The following is an 18797-nucleotide window of genomic DNA, read 5'->3' on the forward strand; positions in this document are numbered from 1 at the left end:
TCAGCCTCGCAGCAGGTGTTTGAGGGACAGGCTGGCGTCGGCCAGGCTGTCGACGGGGAGCACGGTCGCGGCACTGATCAGCCGTTCGCACAGCTTGATGTCCTTGGCCACGCTGTTGCCCGGCGCCCAGCCACAGGCGCCTTGCAGGCGGTGGTCGGCGTCAAGGTAAAACAACAGCAGGCCAGCGCCCGGCAATGGCCGGCTGACGGTCAGCGCAGTGATCACGCCGACGGTCTGCAAGCCCCAGTCGTATTGGTCGGACCAGAAGCCCGGCAGCGCGTCGAAGGGCAGCTCGCGCCCCAGCATATTCAGGGCCGCGTGACGACCCTGGGCTTCGGCGTTGCGCCAGGTTTCCTGGCGTTGATACACGCCGCCCAAGCGAAACTCACACACGTCCCCCGCCGCAAAGATGTCCGCCGCACTGGTACGCAGCTGCGCGTCAACACGAATGCCTTGCCCGGTGTCCAGCCCCGCCGCCACCGCCAGTTCGAGGTTGGGTTGCATGCCGATGCCGACCACCACCAGGTCGCAGGGCAAACGCTCGCCATCCATCAATTGCACGGCATCGGCGTGGATGCATTCCAGTGCCGCGTTCAAGCGCACGTCCACCCCTTGCTCGCGGTGCAGGGCCAGCAGCGCGTCACTGATGACCGCAGGCAATACCCGGCCCGCCAGGCGTGGCCCGGCTTCCAGCAGGGTCACTGCACAACCGAGGCTGCGCGCGGTGGCTGCCACTTCCAGGCCGATAAACCCGCCACCGACCACCACCAGGCGTGCGCCGGGGCGCAACGCGGCTTTGAGCGCCAGCGCCTCATCGTGAGTGCGCAGGTACAGCACGTTCGGCTGCGCCTGGGGCAAGCGCCGCGCCCTGCCCCCGGTGGCCAGCAGCAAACCGGCGTAGACCAGCCATTGCCCGTCGGCCAATTGCAGCCGATGCTGCGGCGGGTCCAGTTGGCTGACCGGGTTGCCGGCGATGTGTTCGATGCCCAGCTCGGCCAGTCGCGCGCTGTCGCACAGGCTGCAACCGGCCAGGTCCATGCTGCCTTGCAACAGGCCCTTGGACAGGGGCGGCCGCTCGTAGGGCAAGTGCGGCTCGTCGCCGATCAGGATCAGCCGCCCGGTATAGCCTTCTTCGCGCAGGGTCAGCGCGGCACGGCCACCGGCATGGCCGGCACCGACGATGATCAGCGCGTCGTTCTTCAAGGCGGTGCTCATCATCAGGCCGTGACGGCGAGCAAAACCCGCCCCGCTTCGACCCGCACCGGGTAGGTTTTGAGGTTGACGCACACCGGCGCGCCCAGGGCCTTGCCGGAGCGGTAATCAAAGCGCCCGTTGTGCTTGGGGCACTCGATGACGTGGTCCATCACCAGGCCGTCGGCGAGGTGGATTTTTTCATGGGTGCACAGGCCGGCGGTGGCGAAAAATTCATTCTCGGCCGAGCGATACACCGCGTAGGTGTGCGCCCCGTGGTCGAAGCGCAGCACATCTTCTTCGTCTATTTCGCCCACGGCGCAGACGTCGATCCATTGATCGTTCATGGCATATATCTCCAATAATCCTGTGGCGCGCCGGCTCGTATGGCGAGCGGGCCTGTGTGGCAAGCGGGCTTGTGTGGCGAGCGGGCTTGCCCGCGTTGGGCTGCGCAGCAGCCCCAAACCAGCAATCGAGGTCTATCTGAAAGAACGCGGCGGCCCTACTGGGGCTGCTCCGCACCCCAACGCGGGCAAGCCCGCTCGCCACTTTTTGCGTCGTCATCACTCGCCAGGGGGCGCTGCACGAAATACGTCGGGTCGCTGCGCTGCTTCCAGATGGTCGGCAGGATTTCCCTGTATGCCTCGAAAATATTGGCGTACGGCGGCGGGCAGTCGCCGCGGATTTCTTCGTGCAGTTGCGCCAGGGCGTGATACGGCACCATCGGGTACATGTGGTGTTCGAGGTGGTAGTTCATGTCCATGTAGATAAAGCGCAGCACCCGGTTCATGTAGATGGTGCGGCAGTTGCTGCGGTGGTCGAGTACGTCCTCAGCCAGGCCTACGTGCTGGGTAAGGCCGAACACATAGCCGAGCCATGCGCCATAAATACTCGGCAGGCCCACCAGCATCAGCGGCAACCAGCTGTGCAGGTACAACACCGTGCCGATAATCACGGCGTAGATGCCGACCCAGATCCGTGCGGCACGGAACACCTTGGGCCATTCGGATTCAGGGATGAAGTCTGCTTCCTGGGCACTCATCTTGCCGATCGCATGGCGTGCCACGCCGCTGAAGGTCTTCCAGGCCAGGGGCAAGTTGAACAGGCTCAGAAACATCATCAAAAAGCTTGGCGGGCGCGGTTCGACGATCTCCGGGTCACGGCCGACGACGATGGTGTCGGTGTGATGGCGGGCATGGCTCCAGCGCCACACATGGGGTTCGAAGATGCACATGAAGCTGGCCACCTGGTACAGCGCGTCGTTCATCCAGCGGGTCTTGAACGCGGTGCCGTGGCCGGTTTCGTGCCAGCGTGGGTTCGACGCAGTGCCGTAGAGCACGCCATAGGCGACGAAGAACGGCACGCAGGCCCATGAGCCCCAGAACCAGTAGCCGCCAAAGCCGGTGACCAGCAGCGCCAGCACCCAGATGGCCGTGTCGAGCAAGGCTGGGCCGTCGCGGCGCTGCATCAGTTCTTTCATGCGTTTACGCGAAATCGGCGATTGGTACCAACTGGCTGAGACCAGGCCTTTTTCGGCAGCGCGGGCGGCTTCGGGGCCGGTGAGGCTGTAGTCGCGCCGGGCGGTGTGAGCGGTGTGTTCAGGCATTTTTATTGTTCTCCGCAAGCGTGAGGTTTCAGATGCTTTGCGAAACCAACGATAGGGCGCGCCTAAATCCACCTCAAGGCCTTGAATCCATTCCCTATCAAGCTATCATCCAGGCCCAGCGGAGCTTGATAGTTTTCTATCAAGACGCTCAAGGGGCCTGTCATGAACAATAATAAACGCCCGACCATCGCCACCGTTGCCGCCCATGCGGGCCTCAGCGTGGCCACCGTCGACCGGGTTTTGAACGCCCGCGCACCGGTCAACCCGGACACCGCCGAGCAGGTGTTCCAGGCCGCCGAAGCCGTGGGCTATTTTGCCGCGCGGCTGATTGGCCAGCGTATTCGCGAGCGCCGCCCGACTTACCGGTTCGGCATCCTGCTGCTGGGCACCGCCCAGGCGTTCTATGCCAACCTGGCGCAATCGATCAGCGCGGCGGCGCAGCACCACGCCACGGCCAACCTGAGCTGCCAGTTCGACTACATCATCGACCGCACCCCCGGCGCTATCGTCGCGCAGATCGAGCAACTCGCCGTGCAGTGCGACGCCCTCGCCGTGGTCAGCTTCGCGCACCCGTTGATCAACGCCACCCTCGCGCAAATCCGCGAAGCCGGTGTGCCGGTGGTCGCCCTGCTCTCGGACATCCACGAGCAGGCCGCCGAACCCTACGTGGGCCAGGACAATCACGTGGTCGGGCGCACCATGGGCTGGTTGCTGGCGCGCACCGGTGGCGCGCGCAAAGGCAGCGTCGGGATTCTGCTCGGCGGCCACCGCTTCCTCGGCCACCAGGCACGGGTCGAAGGCCTGCACAGCTACCTCGCCGAACATGCGCCGGGGCTCAAACCCCTGGAGCCGCTGATCAACCTCGACAACTGCGACATCACCGAGGAAGCCACCCTCGACCTGCTCACCCGCCACACCGACCTGCGCGGCCTGTGCGTGGTCGGTGGCGGCGGTGACGGCATCATCAGCGCCCTGGCGCAGCTGCCCAAGCGCCCGGCGCTGTGCTGCATCCTGCAGGAGTCCACCGAGCTGTCGCGCCAGGCGCTGAGCCAGGGCTTGATCGATGTGGTGATGGACTCGCAGCCACGCCAGACGGCCACCGCGCTGGTGGAGCTGCTGGTGCAACTGCAGAGTGCCGAGGAGTTTGATCCCGTGCGGCATCGGGTGTTTATACCGCCGCAGATTGTGACGTCGGAGAACCTCAGTGGCTGACACCTGGATCGCGCCAGGCTTAAACGCGGTTAGACCTGTGGGAGTGGGCTTGCTCCCGATGGCAGCGTGTCAGCCACTGGTGTTTTGACTGACACACAGTCACCGGGAGCAAGCCCCCTCCCACCTGTTGACCGAGTTCACTTGAGCGCCTAAGCGCCACGAAAATCTGCGGCATTCAGGCCAAACCGACCCATCTTGTTGTACAGCCCGCCCCGCGACACGTTCAGTTGCCGGGCGGCGAGGCGGATGTTGCCGCCGGTGCTTTTTAGTGCCGCGACGATGGCGTGCATTTCGTGGCTGCTCAGGTCTTGCACGGGCTGTGGCTCGTAGGAACGCAGCGGGGTGCGCAGCTTGGTTTCCAGTGGCAGGTCGGCGGCCTGGATCAGTTCGCCCATGGCCAGGTTGGTCGCCCGTTCGATGCTGTTTTCCAGCTCGCGCACATTGCCCGGCCACGCGTAGGCCGCCAGCAATTCCAGCGCGTCCGGGGTGAAACCCTGCACCGGTTTGCGCAGCGAACGCGCGCAGCGCTTCAGGAAGTGCCGCGCCAGCAGCGGGATGTCTTCGCGGCGCATGCGCAGTGGCGGCACGGTCAGGTTCAAAACGTTGAGCCGGTAGTAAAGGTCTTCGCGAAATGCGCCTTCGGCCACCGCCTGGCTGAGGTTGCGGTGGGTGGCTGCGATGATGCGCACGTCCACCGGGCGTGAGTTTTTCGCGCCAACCCGGGTGATTTCGCCTTCCTGCAATACGCGCAGCAAACTGACTTGAGCGTCGAAGGACATGTCGCCGATTTCATCGAGAAAGATCGTGCCGCCATCGGCCAGTTCGAACTTGCCTGCCGAGCCGCCACGGGCCGAGCCGGTAAAGGCGCCCTCGACATGCCCGAACAGCTCGCTTTGCACCAGGTCCCGTGGGATCGCGCCGCAGTTGACCGCCACAAACGGGCCGTTGGAGCGGTCGCTGGCGTTATGGATAGCCTGGGCGAACAGCTCTTTGCCGGTGCCGCTTTCGCCGAGGATAAGAGTGGTGGATTCACTGCGACTGGCGATGCGCCCCAAGTGCAGCGCGTCCTGAATCGCCCGCGATGAACCTTGAATCGTCTCGAAGGTGTAGCGCGCCTGGGTGCTGATAATGCGCCGGGTGATCTCCCTTATCCGGCGGTTCTCCCGCAGCGACACAATCACCCCGCCCTGCTCCAGCGGGCACACCGATACCAGGCAGGCGAGCTGGCTGCGGTCATGCAGGTGGAAGGTGCAATCGAGGTCACGCACAGGCTCCCCCAGCACGTCGCTCAACTCACTGCGGCCCAAGTGCTGGAAGGGACGGCCGAGCAGTTCCAGCCCCACCCCGAACAGCTGCCGGGCGTAGCGGTTGAGCGCTTTGATGCAGCCGCGCTCGTCCAGCACCACCAGGCCTTCGTTGAGCACTTCGAGCACGGTTTGCTGTTCTTCCAGCAGCGCTTGCAGGGCCATCTGCCGCGACACTGCGTCGGCAGCCGCCTGCACCGTGCCGAGGGTATGGAAGTGAAACCAGCCGGGCTCAGCGGTGAGGGTCAGCATGGCCAACGTATCGCCCTGGGCATTTTTGATCGGCGCGGCGGCGCAGTGCATGCGGCGCTGGCGCAGGCCCTGGGCAAAGTTCTCTTCGGCCAGCACATACACCAAGCGGTCTTCGGCCAGCGCCAGGCCGGTGCAGTTGGTGCCCTGCACCGACTCAAGCAGGCGGCTGCCGATGGGGGTGATGTCCAGCCCGCAAAAATACAGGGTGGTGCCGTCGGCATCGGTGAGGTTGATGTGCCCACGCGGGTTGTAGGCGAGCAAGCCATGCATGACCTGCGCCGCAGCGGCGATCACCATGCGATGGCTGGCGAGGGTCGCCTCCAGGCGTTCAGGGCCGACTAAACGGTATTGGCTGTCGTTGGGATCGATCGCCGCATCGACACTGCGCCGCCACGACTCCCAGATCACCTGGCGTACCGCGGCCGGGCGCTCGACCTGCCCGGCCAGGCAAGCGCGCCAGGCCTGCTCCAACGCCGCCACAGGGCCCTCGTTGAGCGATGCCGGGCCAAGGGCCGTTAAGTAGTCGAGGTCTTGTACGCTGAACGCCAGGCTCATCATGCTTTCCATGTTCATGTTTTTGACATGTCATTATAGGCATGTCATCCAAATGAACATGTTTTGTTTATTTATTTTTATAAGTCGTTACTTATCAGTCAGTTAGGAATTGGCACAGCCCTTGCTCTGCTGCTCTTGCCCGTCAGGACTGTCCTGGGGCCAACAATAAGAAGGGGACATTGCATGAGCACACAGAACATCCGCCTGGGTTTGATCGGTGCTGGCCGCATGGGCAGCTTCCACGGCCTGACCGCCGCCCGGCATATTCCCGGTGCCTGCCTGGCCGCCATCGCCGACCCTACGCCCGGCCAAGCCGCGCGCCTGGCGGCGGAACTGGGGGTAGACAAGGTCTACACCGACCCACAGCAATTGCTCGATGACCCGGACATCGACGGCGTACTCATCGCCGCTCCCGCCCGCAGCCACGCCGAACTGGTGATCAGCGCCGCCCGCGCCGGCAAGGGGGTGTTCTGCGAAAAGCCCATGGCGATCACCCTCGATGAAGCCGACCGCGCGATAGCCGCCGCTGCCAACGCCCGGGTGCCGCTGCAAGTCGGCTTCAACCGGCGCTTCGCCAAGAGCTTCCGTACCGCCCACCTCGACGTGGTGGCCGGGCGTATCGGCACCCCGCAACTGCTGCGCTCGCTGACCCGCGACCCGGCCCTGAACAACCCGGCCAACTCACCGCAATGGGTGATCTTCCTGGAAACCCTGATCCACGACTTCGACACGTTGCGCTACCTCAACCCCGGCGCCGAGGCGGTACAGGTTTACGTGATGGCCGACGCGCTGATCGCGCCGGAATACAAGAGCAAAGGCTTTCTCGACACCGCCGTGGTGACGATCCGCTTCGACAACGGCGCGATTGCCACCGCCGAAGCCAACTTCCAGGCCGTGTATGGCTACGACGTGCGCGGCGAAGTGTTCGGCAGCGCCGGCATGCTGAGCATGGGCAGCCTCAATGATTCGGACCTGGTGCGCTACCTGGCCGAGGGTATCCAGGCCGACACCCAGCGCCTGGACACCGACCTGCTGCGCGACGCCTACATCGCTGAACTCAACCACTTTGCCGACTGCCTGCGCACCGGCGCCAAGCCCCTGGCCAGCGGCGAAGATGCCCGTGCGGCCCTGGCGATTGCCCGCGCGTGCATCACCTCGTTCGAAACCGGCAAGGCGGTGGCCGTATGAGCCCGTTCAAACTGGCGATCAGCGCCGAGATGGTGTTTCTCGAGCTGCCGTTTATCGAGCGCGTCAAACGCATTCACGCCCTGGGCTTCAGCGCCGAAATCTGGAATTGGACAGACAAGGACATCAGCGCCCTGGCCGCCACCGGTGCCGACTTCACCTCGATGACCGGCTACATCAGCGGCACCCTCACCGACCCCGACGGCATCCGCCAATTGCTCGACAGCGCCCGCGAGTCCCTGGGCGTTGCCGAGCACTTGAACTGCCCGAGCCTCAACCTGCACGGCACCGGCCTCGGCGAAGGCGGCCTGCCGGTGCAACCGGTCGGCCAGAGCACCGGGCGCATGTGGCTGAGCGCGTGCAAGACCCTGGAAAAAATTGCGCGCCTGGGGGAAGACGCCGGCCGCGTCTTCCTGCTGGAAAACCTCAATACCGAGGTCGACCACCCAGGCGTTCCGTTCGCCCGCGCCGACGACACCCTGGCGTTGATCGAAGCCGTGGGCAGCGCGCATTTGAAGATGAACCTGGACCTGTACCACGCGCAGATCGGCGAAGGCAATTTGATCGAATTGATCCAGCGCGCCGGCAGCGCCATTGGCGAGATCCAGGTGGCCGACGTGCCTGGGCGCAAGGAACCCGGCACCGGCGAAATCCACTACCCGGCCATTGCCAGGGCCTTGCACGCCATGGGCTACAACGGCGTGGTCGGCCTCGAAGGCTGGGCCAGCGGCGACAGCGAATTGGCCCTGGAGCGTTTTCGCCAAGCCTTCACCCTATAACAATAAAGGGAAACACCCTCATGCATCGCCACTCATTGATAGTCGCTGCTTTTTTACTGCTGTTCAGCCAATGGACCTTCGCTGCGTATCGCATCGGCGTGAGCATCGCGCGGGTCGACGATAACTTCATGACCTACGTGCGCACCGGCCTCGACGCCGCCGCCAAGCAACACGACGTGCAGATCCAGTTCGAAGACGCCCAGGGTGACGTGGTGCGCCAGCTCAACCAGGTCGAAGGGTTTCTCAACCAGAAGGTCGACGCGGTGATCGTATTGCCGGTGGACACCTCCGCCACCGCCAACATGACCCGCGCGGCCGTCGCCAGCAAAATCCCGCTGGTGTACGTCAACCGTCACCCGGACGAGCGCACCCTGCCCAAGGGCGTGGTCACTGTGGCGTCCAACGACATCGAGGCCGGGCAATTGCAGATGCGCTACCTCGCGGAAAAACTCGGCGGCAAAGGCAACGTGGCGATCATCATGGGCGACCTTGCGCAGAACGCCACCCATGACCGTACCGAGGGCGCCAAGCAGGTGCTCAAGGATTTTCCGGGGATCAAGATCGTCGAGCAGCAAAGTGCTGAATGGCAGCGCAGCAAGGGCATGGACCTGACCAGCAACTGGCTGCTGGCGGGCACCCAGTTTGATGCCATCGTGGCCAACAACGACGAAATGGCGATTGGCGCAGCCATGGCGCTGCAGCAATCGGGCAAGGCCAAGGGTGAGGTGGCGATTGTCGGCATCGACGGCTTGCCGGATGGCCTGGCGGCGATCAAGCGGGGGTTGCTCACCGCGTCAGTGTTTCAAGACCCCAAGGCCCAGGCTGCGCAGGCAGTGCAGGCGGCGGTCAAGATGATCAAGGGCGAGCCAATCGAATCGGAAGTGTGGGTGCCGTTTGAGTTGATCAAGCCGGAGCAAGTGGCAAGCTTCGAGCAACGCTATAAATAGAGTGGACGCGGATAAATGTGGGAGGGGGCTTGCTCCCGATGGCTGTGTGTCAGCCAATAGTGTTTTGACTGATACACCGCCATCGGGAGCAAGCCCCCTCCCACACTGTGACCGAGGTCAGTCCAAATCGGTGGAGCTGTGCCGCTCTGCCAGCTGCTCTTCAGCAGCGCCGGACACCCGGTTCACCCGCCGCCCCCGCTGCACCGCCGGCCGCGCTTCAATCGCCTCAGCCCAACGCAGCACATGCTTGTACTCGTGCACCGACAGAAACTGCGCCGAGTCACCGTACAAGCGACCTTTGACCAAGCCCCCGTACCAAGGCCAGATCGCGATATCGGCAATGGTGTATTCATCCCCGGCAATGTACTCGCTCACCGCCAGACGCTGATCCAGCACATCCAACTGGCGCTTGGTTTCCATGGCAAACCGGTTGATCGGGTACTCCATCTTGCTCGGTGCATAGGCGTAGAAGTGCCCGAAGCCACCGCCCAGGTAGGGCGCGCTGCCCATCTGCCAGAACAGCCACGACAGGCACTCGGCGCGGGCCGCAGGCTCTGTGGGGAAGAAGGCGCCGAACTTCTCGGCCAGGTACTGCAGGATCGCACCTGATTCGAAGATACGAATCGGCGTGGCGCCGCTGTGGTCCATCAACGCCGGAATTTTCGAGTTCGGGTTGACCGCGACGAAGCCGCTGCCGAACTGGTCGCCGTCGCCGATCTTGATCAGCCACGCATCGTATTCCGCACCGGTGTGCCCCAGGGCCAGCAGTTCTTCCAGCAGGATCGTGACCTTTTGCCCATTGGGCGTGGCCAGGGAATACAGCTGCAGCGGGTGCTTGCCCACCGGCAATGGCTTGTCGTGGGTCGCGCCGGCGATGGGCCGGTTGATGCTGGCGAAGGTGCCGCCACTTTCGGTGTCCCAGGTCCAGACTTTTGGGGGTACGTAGTCGGTCATGCTTACTGCTCCATAGGCGCTTGCGATCAACGAAGCGCTCCAGACTAAACCAAAGGTGTCTGCCGTGGCACCTGCACCCGCCATGCGATCAAGCAGGCGGCCAACAGCATCAACACCCCGCCGGCGACAAATACACCGCTGATCCCGCTGAGGCTGAACATCGCTCCGCCCCCCGCCGCACCCGCCGCAATCGCCGACTGCACCGAGGCTACCACCATGCCACCGGCGCTCTCGGCCTGATCCGGCACGGCACGGGCCACCCAGTTCGACCACGCCACGGGCACGCCGCCGAATGCCATGCCCCACAGCGCAAGCAGCGCCGCCTGCCCCGGCAGCGACGCCGGCAGCAGCACCAGGGCCAGCGCCGCAATGCCCACCACCACCGGCATCAACACCAGCGTTGCACGCGGGTGGCGCACCAGCAGCCCACCGGCCAGCAGCGTGCCGGCAAAATTCGCCGCGCCGAACCCCAGCAGCATCAGCGCCAGCCCTTGAGTGCCGATGCCTGTGGTGCTTTCCAGAAACGGTCGAATATAGGTAAACAGTGCGAAGTGCGCGGTGTGTACCAGCACACAGCCGAACATGCCCATGGCGATGCCCGGGCGCAACAGCACGTCCAGCACGGTGCGCAAGCGTGTGCTTGCGAGCGCAGGCAGGCGCGGCAGCGTGAGCAGTTGAAAGGCCAAGGTCACCACGCCCACGGCGGCGGCCGCAAAAAATGCGCTGCGCCAGCCGTACACGCCGCCAAGGTAGCTGCCCAGCGGCACCGCGACGACGGTCCCCACGGCAATCCCGCTGAAAATGATCGACAACGCCCGTGGCAGCAGCGCGGGCGGCACCAGGCGCATCGCCACGGCCGCCGCCATGCTCCAGAAACCGCCGAGGGCGATGCCCAACAGGATGCGCATCAACAGCAACACGGTCAGGCTGGCCGAGAACGCCACCAGCAGGTTGGAAGCAATCATCAGCGTGGAAAACCCCAGCAGCACCACGCGCCGATCAATCCCCCGCGTCAAGCCCGGCACCAGCAACCCGGCGAATAGCGCAACCACCGCCGTGACCGTCACCGCCTGCCCGGCCAACGCCTGCGAGACGCCAAGGTCCAGCGCCATCGGCGTCAACAGGCTGGCCGGCAGGTATTCGGCAGTCAACAGCCCGAACACCCCCATAGCCAGGGAGAACACCGCCATCCAGGCCGGGGTTGTGGGCGCCACCCTGGCGTCGGCAGGGGCTGCATAATCATTCATCACAAAACATCCTCAGGAAATGAGCGAGCCGCTAGTCTAGGTTCGCCCCTTGGGATGATCTATGATGCAAACCCTTGAGTTTTTGATCGAAACCCCGAACATGAGTGCATCTGACGCGTTTACCGTCTCCTCCGACCTCATCAATGAATTGCTGCAGGGCATGCGTCTGCGCGGTGTGCAGTACCGCCGCATCGAGGCCGGGCCGGTGTTTGGCGTCAGTTTTGAGGCCAGGCCCGGCCACGCCTACTTTCACTTCCTGGCTGCCGGTTGCGCCACGCTGCGACTCGACGACGGCAGCCTCTATGAGCTGTCGGCCGGCAATGCGGTGTTCATCTCCCACGGCGGCGCCCACGGATTGCTGTCGAGCCCGGACGTGACGCAACGCGATATCTGTAGCTTCGAGGCGACCACCCTGGGTGACGCGGTATGTGCAGTAAAAGCCAGCACCGAGGGCTCACCTGGCACCCTGCTCTTCAGCGCTTGCATGGAGTTTGAACTGGGCAGCATCCAGGGGCTCGGCCGCCTGATGCCGGCGATGATGCTGATTGACGCGCGGGGCCAGCGTTACCCAGGGTTGATGCCGATCCTGGCGACCATGGAGCGCGAAGTCAGCAGCGCGCGTATCGGCTACGCCGGTATCCTCGCGCGCCTGGCGGATGTGGTGGCGGCGATGATTGTGCGCGGCTGGGTCGAATGCGCCTGCGGCAATGCATCGGGGCTGGTGGCCGCGTTGCGCGACCCACGCCTGGCTGGCGCCCTCCTCGCCTTGCACCAGCAACCGGGGCGTGACTGGAGCGTGGCCGAGCTGGCGGCGCAAGGGCATACCTCACGCTCGGTGTTCGCCGACCGCTTCCAGGCCACCCTCGGCGTGCCGCCACTGCGTTACGCCACCGAACTGCGGATGCGCCTGGCCAGCCAGTGGCTGACCCTGGAGCGCTTGCCGATCGAAGAAGTCGCGCAACGCCTCGGCTACACCTCACAAGCCGCGTTCAGTCGCGCCTTCAAGCGCATCACCGGGCAACCGCCAGGGGCGAGCCGTGCCAGGAGCCCGGCATGAGCAAGCCTGGCGTTCAGCCTGGAGCAGTGGGTGGACGCGTATCGGCAATTGCGCTGGGCGACTGAGTGCCCTTAATCTCTTGGGCCCAACACCCTGAGAGCGATGGAGGCTTCATGAAACTGATCGGCATGCTGGACTCGCCCTACGTGCGCCGCGTGGCCATTTCCCTGGAGCTGTACGGGGTGGAATTTGTGCATGAACCGCTGTCGGTGTTCAGCACGTTCAACGAGTTTGCGCAGATCAACCCCGTGGTCAAGGCCCCTACCCTGGTGCTGGACGATGGCACGGTGCTGATGGATTCCAGCCTGATTCTGGATTACCTCGAAGCCCTGGCCCCAGTCGATAAAAAGCTGCTGGCGCAACACCCCACGGCCCGTGCCCGCGACCTGCATGTGCTGGGGCTGGCCTTGGCAGCCTGTGAGAAAAGTGTGCAAATCGTCTATGAGCACAACCTGCGGCCAGCCGAGAAACTGCACGCTCCGTGGCTCGAGCGCGTGACCGGCCAATTGCTGGCGGCCTATTCGCTGCTGGACAAGCAACTGCCTGACAGTGAGGCGCTGACCCAGGCGTCGATCACCGCAGCGGTGGCCTGGTCGTTCAGCCAGTTCACCGTGGCGTCGGTGGTGAAGGCCGATGCATTCCCCAACCTGAAACGGCATGCCGAGCGGCTGGAGCAGCATCCTGCCTTCCAGCGTTACCCAATCGAATAAGCAACACTTATGCAATGTGGGAGCGGGCTTGCTCGCGAAAGCGGCGTGTCAGTCGCCTCATTCGGGTCTGGCACACCGCATTCGCGAGCAAGCCCGCTCCCACATTCGGGCTGTGTAGTTTAGATAACTGCGTCCGACTCAGACCCAACCACCATCCACAATAAAGTTCTGCGCCGAGCACATCGCCGACGCGTCCGAGGCCAAAAACAGCGCCATATTGGCGATATGTTCCGGCAGCACGCTGCCCGGCAGGCACTGGCTGCGGGCGATCAGTTCCCTGGCCGCGTCATCCACCCACATCGCCAATTGTTTCTCGGTCATGACCCAGCCGGGGACCAGGGTGTTGACGCGGATGTGGCTTGGCCCCAGCTCGCGCGCCAGGCCACGAGTCATGCCATGGGCGGCGGCCTTGCTGGCGGCGTACACCGAATAGCCGCCCGAGGCCATCATCCAGCCGACCGAGCCGAGGTTGATGATCGACCCGCCACCGGCGCGTTTCATCATTGGCGCCACCGCCTTGGTGGCGAGGAAGGCGTGCTTGAGGTTGACCGAAATCAGCCTGTCGAACAGCTCCGAGTCAACCTCTTCCAGCGTATGGCGCACGTCGTTGGCGGCGTTGTTGACCAGCACCGTGATCGGCCCAAGCGAGTGCTCGAAGCGGCCGATCGCCGCGCGATAGGCGATCTCGTCCGTGATGTCGCAGTAGCCAAACTCGACGGTGTGCCCCTGGGAACTCAACACCGCCGCCAGGCGTTCGCCCTGGCTTTGGGCACGGTCAACAAAGCCGACCTTGGCCCCCTGTGCCGCGAAGGCCCGCACCATGAATTCGCCAATCCCCGAAGCGCCCCCGGAGATCAGCACGGTCTTGCCCTTGAGGTCGGGGTAAATGGCAGGTTGAGTACTCATATAACAGTCGCCTCGCTTAAATAGTCTTATTTTATTTTGCAAATACGCGGTAAAAGGCTATAAATCTGCTGTCTTATCGACAAAATATCGCACATTAGTAGAACTATTTCACTCAAAACAACAAAAGGAAGTTCGATCATGAAGCACCCTCGTTACCTGCTCTCGGGCCTTGCCTTGTCCATGCTGATCGCCAGTGGCGGCGCCCAGGCCGCAGGGCTTACCAGCGAGCACAAACCCTTCGGTAAAACCAACGACGGCACGGCCGTCGAACAGTACATCCTGCGCAACAGCCACGGCATGCAAGCCACGGTGATCACCTACGGCGGCGTGTTGCAGTCGCTGAAAGTGCCGGATAAAAACGGCAAGGTCGAAGACGTGGTGCTCGGCTTCGACACCGTGCAGGGCTACCAGGCCGGGACCGCATTTTTCGGCGCAACCATCGGGCGCTTCGGCAATCGCCTGGCGGGCGGTGCCTTTGAGCTCGACGGCAAACGCTTCCAGGTGCCGCTCAACGATGGCCCCAACTCACTGCATGGCGGCGCCCAGGGCTTCGACAAGCACGTGTGGAAAGCCGCGCAGGTCAAGGGCAAGGACTCGGTGGGCGTGACCCTCACCTACCTGTCCAAGGACGGCGAAATGGGCTTCCCCGGTAACCTCAAAACCCAAGTCACCTACAGCCTCAACGACCGCAACGAACTGCACATCGACTACACGGCCACCACCGACAAACCCACGGTGCTCAACCTCACCAACCACAGCTACTTCAACCTGGCCGGTGCGGGTAATGGCGACATCCTCAAGCAGGTCGCCACCCTGCACGCCAGCCACTACACGCCGGTGAATGCCACCTTGATCCCTACCGGCGAACTGGCCCCGGTCAAAGACACGCCAATGGACTTCCTGAAACCCACGCCCATCGGCCAGCACATCAAGGACGATCACCCGCAGCTCAAATTCGCCGAGCCGAAACAGGGTGGGTTTGATTTCAACTGGGCACTGGACACCAAAGGCGACATCAAGCAACTCGCCGCCGAGGTACACGACCCGGCATCAGGTCGCCGCTTGCAGCTCTACACCACGGAGCCGGGCGTGCAGTTCTATACCAGCAACTTCCTCGATGGAACGGTCAAGGGCAAGGGTGGCAAGACTTATCAGCACTGGAGCGGGTTTACCCTCGAAACCCAGCATTTCCCCGATGCGCCCAACCAGCCTGAGTTCGCCTCGACCCGCTTGAACCCTGGGCAGACCTATACCCAGAACACTATCTTCAAGTTCACCGCCGATTAAAACTGTGGGAGGGGGCTTGCCCCCGATGAGGGTGGGTCAGTCACACATCTGTCAGCTGACACACCCTCATCGGGGGCAAGCCCCCTCCCACATTTGCATCTTCACAAGGCGACAGTTCAGCGTTGTTTCATGCGGTCGATCACCACGGCCAGCAACAGGATCGAACCACGGATCACATACTGGTAAAAGGTGTCGATGTTCTTCAGGTTCATCGCATTTTCAATGATCGCCAAAATCAGCACCCCAGCGATCACATGGCGGATCATCCCCACCCCGCCGCTCAGCGACACACCGCCCAGCACGCACGCCGAAATCACCGTCAGCTCGAAGCCCTGGCCGATCATCGGCTGGCCCGAGGTCATGCGCGAGGCCAGGATCACCCCGGCCAGCGCGCCGATCACGCCGTGCACGGCGAAGATCAGGATCTTGGTGCGATCCACATTCACCCCCGCCAGCAACGCCGCTTCCGGGTTGCCGCCGATGGCCATGGTGTTGCGCCCGTAGGTGGTGTAGTTGAGCAGCCAGCCAAAAAAGATGAAGCACACAATGGTGATCAGGATCGGCACCGGCACGCCCAGCAACTGGCCGTTGCCGAACACGAAGAACTGCTCCTGGGACACGCCCACCGCCTTGCCATTCGCAAAGATGTAGGCCAGGCCGCGCACGATCTGCATGGTCGCCAAGGTCGTGATCAGCGCATTGACCCGCAGCTTGGCGATCACGATGCCGTTGATCAGCCCCACGATCAGCCCCATCAGCAGTGCCGCGCCGATGCCCAGCATCACGCTGTCGGTGTCGCGCATGACAATCGCAGCCACCACGCCGGCACAGGCGATCACCGACCCCACCGACAAGTCGAAATGCCCGGACGCCAGGCAGAACAGCATGGTGCACGCGGCGATGCCCACGGTGGAAATGGCCAGGCCGAGCCCGCGCATATTCAGCGGCGAAAGGAAGTTGTCGATCAGCAAGGCGCACAGCAGAAAGATGCTGATTGCCGCCAGCAACATTGCCCAGTTATCCAGGAGTGCCCGCACATCGAGGGGTTTGCGTGCCGTCGGCAACGCGTTGTTTTGGGTGGTCATGGTCGTCTCTCAGTTCGCCGGGCCGCGCGGCAAGGCCAGCTGCAGCAGGTTGGATTCAGTCGCGTGTTCGCGGGTTTGTTCGCCGCGCAAGGCGCCTTCGCAGAGCACCAGAATGCGGTCGGAAACCCCCATCACTTCCATCAGGTCGCTGGACACCACGATCACCGCAATGCCTTGGGACGCGAGGTTATGGATGATCTGGTAGATCTCGGCCTTGGCGCCGATATCGATGCCACGGGTCGGTTCGTCCAGTAGCAGCACCTTCATCGGCATCGACAGCCAACGGCCCAAAATCGCCTTCTGCTGGTTGCCGCCCGACAGGTACATGATTTTCTGTTCGGCATTCGGCGTTTTGACTTTCATCGCCTTGATCTGCTGGTCGGCGTTGCCCTTTTCCCAGCCATCACGCAGCAGCCAGCCAAACCCGGAATGCGCGCCACGTGCACTGATGTTGATGTTCTCGGCCACGCTGGACAGCGGGATGATGCCTTCTTTCTTGCGGTCTTCCGGGCACAGCAACACGCCGGCGGCGATAGCATCGCGGGGTGAATGCAGCTGCAGTTGTTGCCCACACAGCTCAAGGCTTCCAGCGGTGCTGCGGTTCAAACCACTGAGCAAACGAAACAGCTCAGTACGCCCGGCACCGACCAGGCCGAACAGCCCGAGAATCTCACCTTTACGCACGTGAAAACTGACCGGCTCGCGCAGCCCGGGGCCGAGCAAACCGTCGACCTTGAGGGCCACCTCGCCGTGCTCACGCGGGCGGTAGTCGTAGATGTCCTGGATATCGCGACCGACCATGCAGGTCACCAGTTGGTCGTGGGTCAGCGCGCGCATGTCGTCGAAGGTGCGCACGTAGCGGCCATCCTTGAACACGGTGACCGCGTCGCAGATGCGGAACACCTCTTCCATGCGGTGCGACACGTACAGCACCACTTTGCCTTCATCGCGCAGGCGCGTGATGATCGCCATCAGCCGGTCGATTTCGCGCGCCGACAGGCTGCTGGTCGGCTCATCGAAGGCAATCACATGGGCGCCACGCGACAGCGCCTTGGCGATTTCCACCAGTTGGCGCTGGCCGAGGGACAGGCGCCCGAGTTTTTCGTCCGGGTCGATTTCATCCGCCAGGCCTTTGAGGCAAGCCAGGGCCTGCTTGCGCAGCAGCCCCCGGTTGACCACGCCGAAGCGCGATGGCAGATGCCCGAGAAACAGGTTCTCGGCCACCGTCATCTCCGGCACCAAGTGCAACTCCTGGTGGATCACCGCGACACCGCTGGCGATGCTGTCGGCGGCGCATTTGAAGGCCATGGTCTGCGCGCCGATCTGCACGTTGCCACTGGACGGAATGTAGGCACCGCCAAGTATTTTCAGCAGCGTCGACTTGCCCGCGCCGTTCTCACCCATCAGGGCGTGCACCTGCCCGGGATGGGCGCTGAAGCTGATGCCGTCCAGCGCCTTGACCCCGGGGAACGTCTTGCCGATGCCGTCAAAACGCAGGGCGGCGGCGGTCATTGCCACAGACCGATTTTGGTCAGTTCTTCCTTGAAGTTGTCACGGGTGATCAGGGTCACTTCATCCATCGCGGTGTACTTAGGTGGTTCAGTGCCTTTGGTCACCCAATCGAACATCATCTTGGCGGTGTTGTAGCCCTCGATGTGCGGGCTAGGCAGCATCGAACCGAAGAAGCCGCTGTTGGGTTTCTTGAGTTCGCCGATAGCGTCGGTGCCATTGATGCCAATGCCGATCACGTTGGCGGCTTTGAAGCCGGCGCTTTCGGTGGCGCGTACGCCGCCCAGCACGGTGTTGTCGTTCATGCCGCCGATGATCAGGTTTTTCGCGCCGCCGGGCAGCTTGACCAGGGCCGAGTTGGTGGCGTCCATGCTGCCCGGTACATCAAGCGTCTTGGCTGCGGTGAACAGGATGTGATCCTTGGGGAAACCCGCTTCTTCCAGGGATTTGACCGAGCCGTCGGTGCGCTTCTTGCCGGTGTCGAGTTCGTTGAAGGTGTTGATCACCGCATAGGTGTCCTTCCAGTCCCAGCCGCGTTTTTTCGCCTCGGCGGCCATCGCCGCGCCCTGCTTCTGGCCCACTTCAAACGCGGCCATACCCAGGTACGGCACGTCTTCCATGAAATTGCCCTTGGCGTCGACAAAGCGATCATCCACGGCAATCACTTTCAAACCATTGGCCTTGGCCTTGGCGACGATGGCCGGGCCGAGGGACACGTCCGGCGGGCAGATCACAAAGCCCTTGGCGCCGTTGGCCGCCAGGCTGTCGATGGCCGAGAGGGTTTTCTCGCCATCCGGCACGGCGATCTTGATCACGGTAAAGCCATGGTCCTTGCCGGCTTTTTCGGCAAAGGCCCACTCGGTCTGGAACCACGGCTCTTCGGCCTGCTTGACCAGAAAACCGATCTTCACTTCTTCAGCGGCCAGCAACAGCCCGCTCAGGCTCATGGCCGAGACCGCCACAGCGGCGCAGGCCAGGGAACGGATACCACGACGACGATTCATACGGTGA

At 63.3% G+C, this 18797-nt stretch carries 17 protein-coding genes; 7 read left to right on the plus strand and 10 right to left on the minus strand.

Features of this window, described 5'->3' with window-relative positions:
• From GIW02_RS00605 to GIW02_RS00615, 3 genes are all read right to left on the minus strand, one after another.
• Positions 1–1215, minus strand: coding sequence for an FAD-dependent oxidoreductase (locus tag GIW02_RS00605; protein WP_236411713.1), 1215 nt, complete (start codon positions 1213–1215; stop codon positions 1–3).
• A gap of 2 nt (positions 1216–1217) precedes the next feature.
• Positions 1218–1538, minus strand: a complete 321-nt coding sequence (locus GIW02_RS00610; protein ID WP_099491859.1) for a MocE family 2Fe-2S type ferredoxin — start codon at positions 1536–1538, stop codon at positions 1218–1220.
• Between the two features lie 155 nt (positions 1539–1693).
• Entirely contained in the window at positions 1694–2797 is a 1104-nt protein-coding gene (locus GIW02_RS00615; RefSeq protein WP_236411712.1) for a fatty acid desaturase family protein, read from the minus strand.
• A gap of 162 nt (positions 2798–2959) precedes the next feature.
• Between GIW02_RS00615 and GIW02_RS00620 the strand changes: the two genes are divergently transcribed.
• Entirely contained in the window at positions 2960–4009 is a 1050-nt protein-coding gene (locus tag GIW02_RS00620; RefSeq protein WP_236411711.1) for a LacI family DNA-binding transcriptional regulator, read from the plus strand.
• Between the two features lie 149 nt (positions 4010–4158).
• Here the strand turns inward: GIW02_RS00620 and GIW02_RS00625 are convergent, their stop codons facing one another.
• Positions 4159–6120, minus strand: coding sequence for a sigma 54-interacting transcriptional regulator (locus GIW02_RS00625; RefSeq protein ID WP_236411721.1), 1962 nt, complete (start codon positions 6118–6120; stop codon positions 4159–4161).
• Between the two features lie 183 nt (positions 6121–6303).
• On the opposite strand from GIW02_RS00625, the gene GIW02_RS00630 reads away from it, so the two are divergent.
• From GIW02_RS00630 to GIW02_RS00640, 3 genes are read left to right on the plus strand one after another with little or no spacing between them, the layout of a single operon-like run.
• Positions 6304–7308: a Gfo/Idh/MocA family oxidoreductase gene (locus GIW02_RS00630; RefSeq protein ID WP_236411710.1), complete on the plus strand. Its 1005-nt coding sequence runs from the start codon at positions 6304–6306 to the stop codon at positions 7306–7308.
• Entirely contained in the window at positions 7305–8084 is a 780-nt protein-coding gene (locus tag GIW02_RS00635) for a TIM barrel protein (RefSeq protein WP_236411709.1), read from the plus strand. The genes GIW02_RS00630 and GIW02_RS00635 overlap by 4 nt, the downstream gene beginning before the upstream one ends.
• Before the next feature lie 20 nt (positions 8085–8104).
• A complete protein-coding gene (locus GIW02_RS00640; protein ID WP_236411708.1) occupies positions 8105–9031 on the plus strand; it encodes a sugar ABC transporter substrate-binding protein in 927 nt (308 codons plus the stop codon).
• 117 nt (positions 9032–9148) lie between these two features.
• On the opposite strand, the gene yghU is transcribed toward GIW02_RS00640, so the two are convergent.
• Together yghU and GIW02_RS00650 are read right to left on the minus strand one after the other, a co-directional pair.
• Positions 9149–9985, minus strand: a complete 837-nt coding sequence (yghU, locus tag GIW02_RS00645) for a glutathione-dependent disulfide-bond oxidoreductase (RefSeq protein WP_236411707.1) — start codon at positions 9983–9985, stop codon at positions 9149–9151.
• A gap of 44 nt (positions 9986–10029) precedes the next feature.
• Entirely contained in the window at positions 10030–11232 is a 1203-nt protein-coding gene (locus GIW02_RS00650; RefSeq protein WP_236411706.1) for an MFS transporter, read from the minus strand.
• A 64-nt stretch (positions 11233–11296) separates the two neighbouring features.
• On the opposite strand from GIW02_RS00650, the gene GIW02_RS00655 reads away from it, so the two are divergent.
• Positions 11297–12289, plus strand: a complete 993-nt coding sequence (locus GIW02_RS00655) for an AraC family transcriptional regulator (RefSeq protein WP_236411720.1) — start codon at positions 11297–11299, stop codon at positions 12287–12289.
• Between the two features lie 113 nt (positions 12290–12402).
• Positions 12403–12999, plus strand: coding sequence for a glutathione S-transferase (locus tag GIW02_RS00660; protein WP_236411705.1), 597 nt, complete (start codon positions 12403–12405; stop codon positions 12997–12999).
• A gap of 138 nt (positions 13000–13137) precedes the next feature.
• On the opposite strand, the gene GIW02_RS00665 is transcribed toward GIW02_RS00660, so the two are convergent.
• Positions 13138–13905 carry an SDR family oxidoreductase gene (locus GIW02_RS00665; protein WP_236411704.1) on the minus strand — a complete coding sequence of 256 codons (768 nt, stop codon included), beginning with the start codon at positions 13903–13905 and terminating at the stop codon, positions 13138–13140.
• Positions 13906–14043: 138 nt separating this feature from the next.
• Here GIW02_RS00665 and GIW02_RS00670 point away from each other — a divergent pair, with 138 nt between their 5' ends.
• Positions 14044–15192 carry an aldose epimerase family protein gene (locus GIW02_RS00670; protein ID WP_236411703.1) on the plus strand — a complete coding sequence of 383 codons (1149 nt, stop codon included), beginning with the start codon at positions 14044–14046 and terminating at the stop codon, positions 15190–15192.
• Positions 15193–15308: 116 nt separating this feature from the next.
• On the opposite strand, the gene araH is transcribed toward GIW02_RS00670, so the two are convergent.
• The 3 genes from araH to GIW02_RS00685 are packed head-to-tail and all read right to left on the minus strand — an operon-like array spanning position 15309 to position 18790.
• Positions 15309–16277 carry an L-arabinose ABC transporter permease AraH gene (araH, locus tag GIW02_RS00675; RefSeq protein WP_236411702.1) on the minus strand — a complete coding sequence of 323 codons (969 nt, stop codon included), beginning with the start codon at positions 16275–16277 and terminating at the stop codon, positions 15309–15311.
• A gap of 9 nt (positions 16278–16286) precedes the next feature.
• On the minus strand, positions 16287–17789 hold the full coding sequence (gene araG, locus GIW02_RS00680) for an L-arabinose ABC transporter ATP-binding protein AraG (protein ID WP_236411701.1): 1503 nt from the start codon (positions 17787–17789) through the stop codon (positions 16287–16289).
• On the minus strand, positions 17786–18790 hold the full coding sequence (locus GIW02_RS00685; protein ID WP_236411700.1) for a substrate-binding domain-containing protein: 1005 nt from the start codon (positions 18788–18790) through the stop codon (positions 17786–17788). The genes araG and GIW02_RS00685 overlap by 4 nt, the downstream gene beginning before the upstream one ends.
• Positions 18791–18797: the final 7 nt, after the last annotated feature.

This window comes from Pseudomonas syringae (assembly GCF_021606685.1).
In the GTDB taxonomy this organism is placed as follows: Bacteria; Pseudomonadota; Gammaproteobacteria; order Pseudomonadales; family Pseudomonadaceae; genus Aquipseudomonas; species Aquipseudomonas syringae_R.

Excerpts from the sequence above, each read along its gene's own strand:
- GIW02_RS00685 (WP_236411700.1), bottom strand. The coding sequence starts at position 18,790 with ATGAATCGTCGTCGTGGTATCCGTTCCCTGGCCTGCGCCGCTGTGGCG.
- GIW02_RS00635 (WP_236411709.1), top strand. The coding sequence starts at position 7,305 with ATGAGCCCGTTCAAACTGGCGATCAGCGCCGAGATGGTGTTTCTCGAG.
- GIW02_RS00620 (WP_236411711.1), top strand. The coding sequence starts at position 2,960 with ATGAACAATAATAAACGCCCGACCATCGCCACCGTTGCCGCCCATGCG.
- GIW02_RS00665 (WP_236411704.1), bottom strand. The coding sequence starts at position 13,905 with ATGAGTACTCAACCTGCCATTTACCCCGACCTCAAGGGCAAGACCGTG.
- GIW02_RS00605 (WP_236411713.1), bottom strand. The coding sequence starts at position 1,215 with ATGAGCACCGCCTTGAAGAACGACGCGCTGATCATCGTCGGTGCCGGC.
- GIW02_RS00660 (WP_236411705.1), top strand. The coding sequence starts at position 12,403 with ATGAAACTGATCGGCATGCTGGACTCGCCCTACGTGCGCCGCGTGGCC.
- GIW02_RS00625 (WP_236411721.1), bottom strand. The coding sequence starts at position 6,120 with ATGAGCCTGGCGTTCAGCGTACAAGACCTCGACTACTTAACGGCCCTT.
- GIW02_RS00655 (WP_236411720.1), top strand. The coding sequence starts at position 11,297 with ATGCAAACCCTTGAGTTTTTGATCGAAACCCCGAACATGAGTGCATCT.
- araG (WP_236411701.1), bottom strand. The coding sequence starts at position 17,789 with ATGACCGCCGCCGCCCTGCGTTTTGACGGCATCGGCAAGACGTTCCCC.
- GIW02_RS00630 (WP_236411710.1), top strand. The coding sequence starts at position 6,304 with ATGAGCACACAGAACATCCGCCTGGGTTTGATCGGTGCTGGCCGCATG.
- GIW02_RS00670 (WP_236411703.1), top strand. The coding sequence starts at position 14,044 with ATGAAGCACCCTCGTTACCTGCTCTCGGGCCTTGCCTTGTCCATGCTG.
- GIW02_RS00640 (WP_236411708.1), top strand. The coding sequence starts at position 8,105 with ATGCATCGCCACTCATTGATAGTCGCTGCTTTTTTACTGCTGTTCAGC.
- yghU (WP_236411707.1), bottom strand. The coding sequence starts at position 9,985 with ATGACCGACTACGTACCCCCAAAAGTCTGGACCTGGGACACCGAAAGT.
- araH (WP_236411702.1), bottom strand. The coding sequence starts at position 16,277 with ATGACCACCCAAAACAACGCGTTGCCGACGGCACGCAAACCCCTCGAT.
- GIW02_RS00615 (WP_236411712.1), bottom strand. The coding sequence starts at position 2,797 with ATGCCTGAACACACCGCTCACACCGCCCGGCGCGACTACAGCCTCACC.
- GIW02_RS00650 (WP_236411706.1), bottom strand. The coding sequence starts at position 11,232 with ATGAATGATTATGCAGCCCCTGCCGACGCCAGGGTGGCGCCCACAACC.
- GIW02_RS00610 (WP_099491859.1), bottom strand. The coding sequence starts at position 1,538 with ATGAACGATCAATGGATCGACGTCTGCGCCGTGGGCGAAATAGACGAA.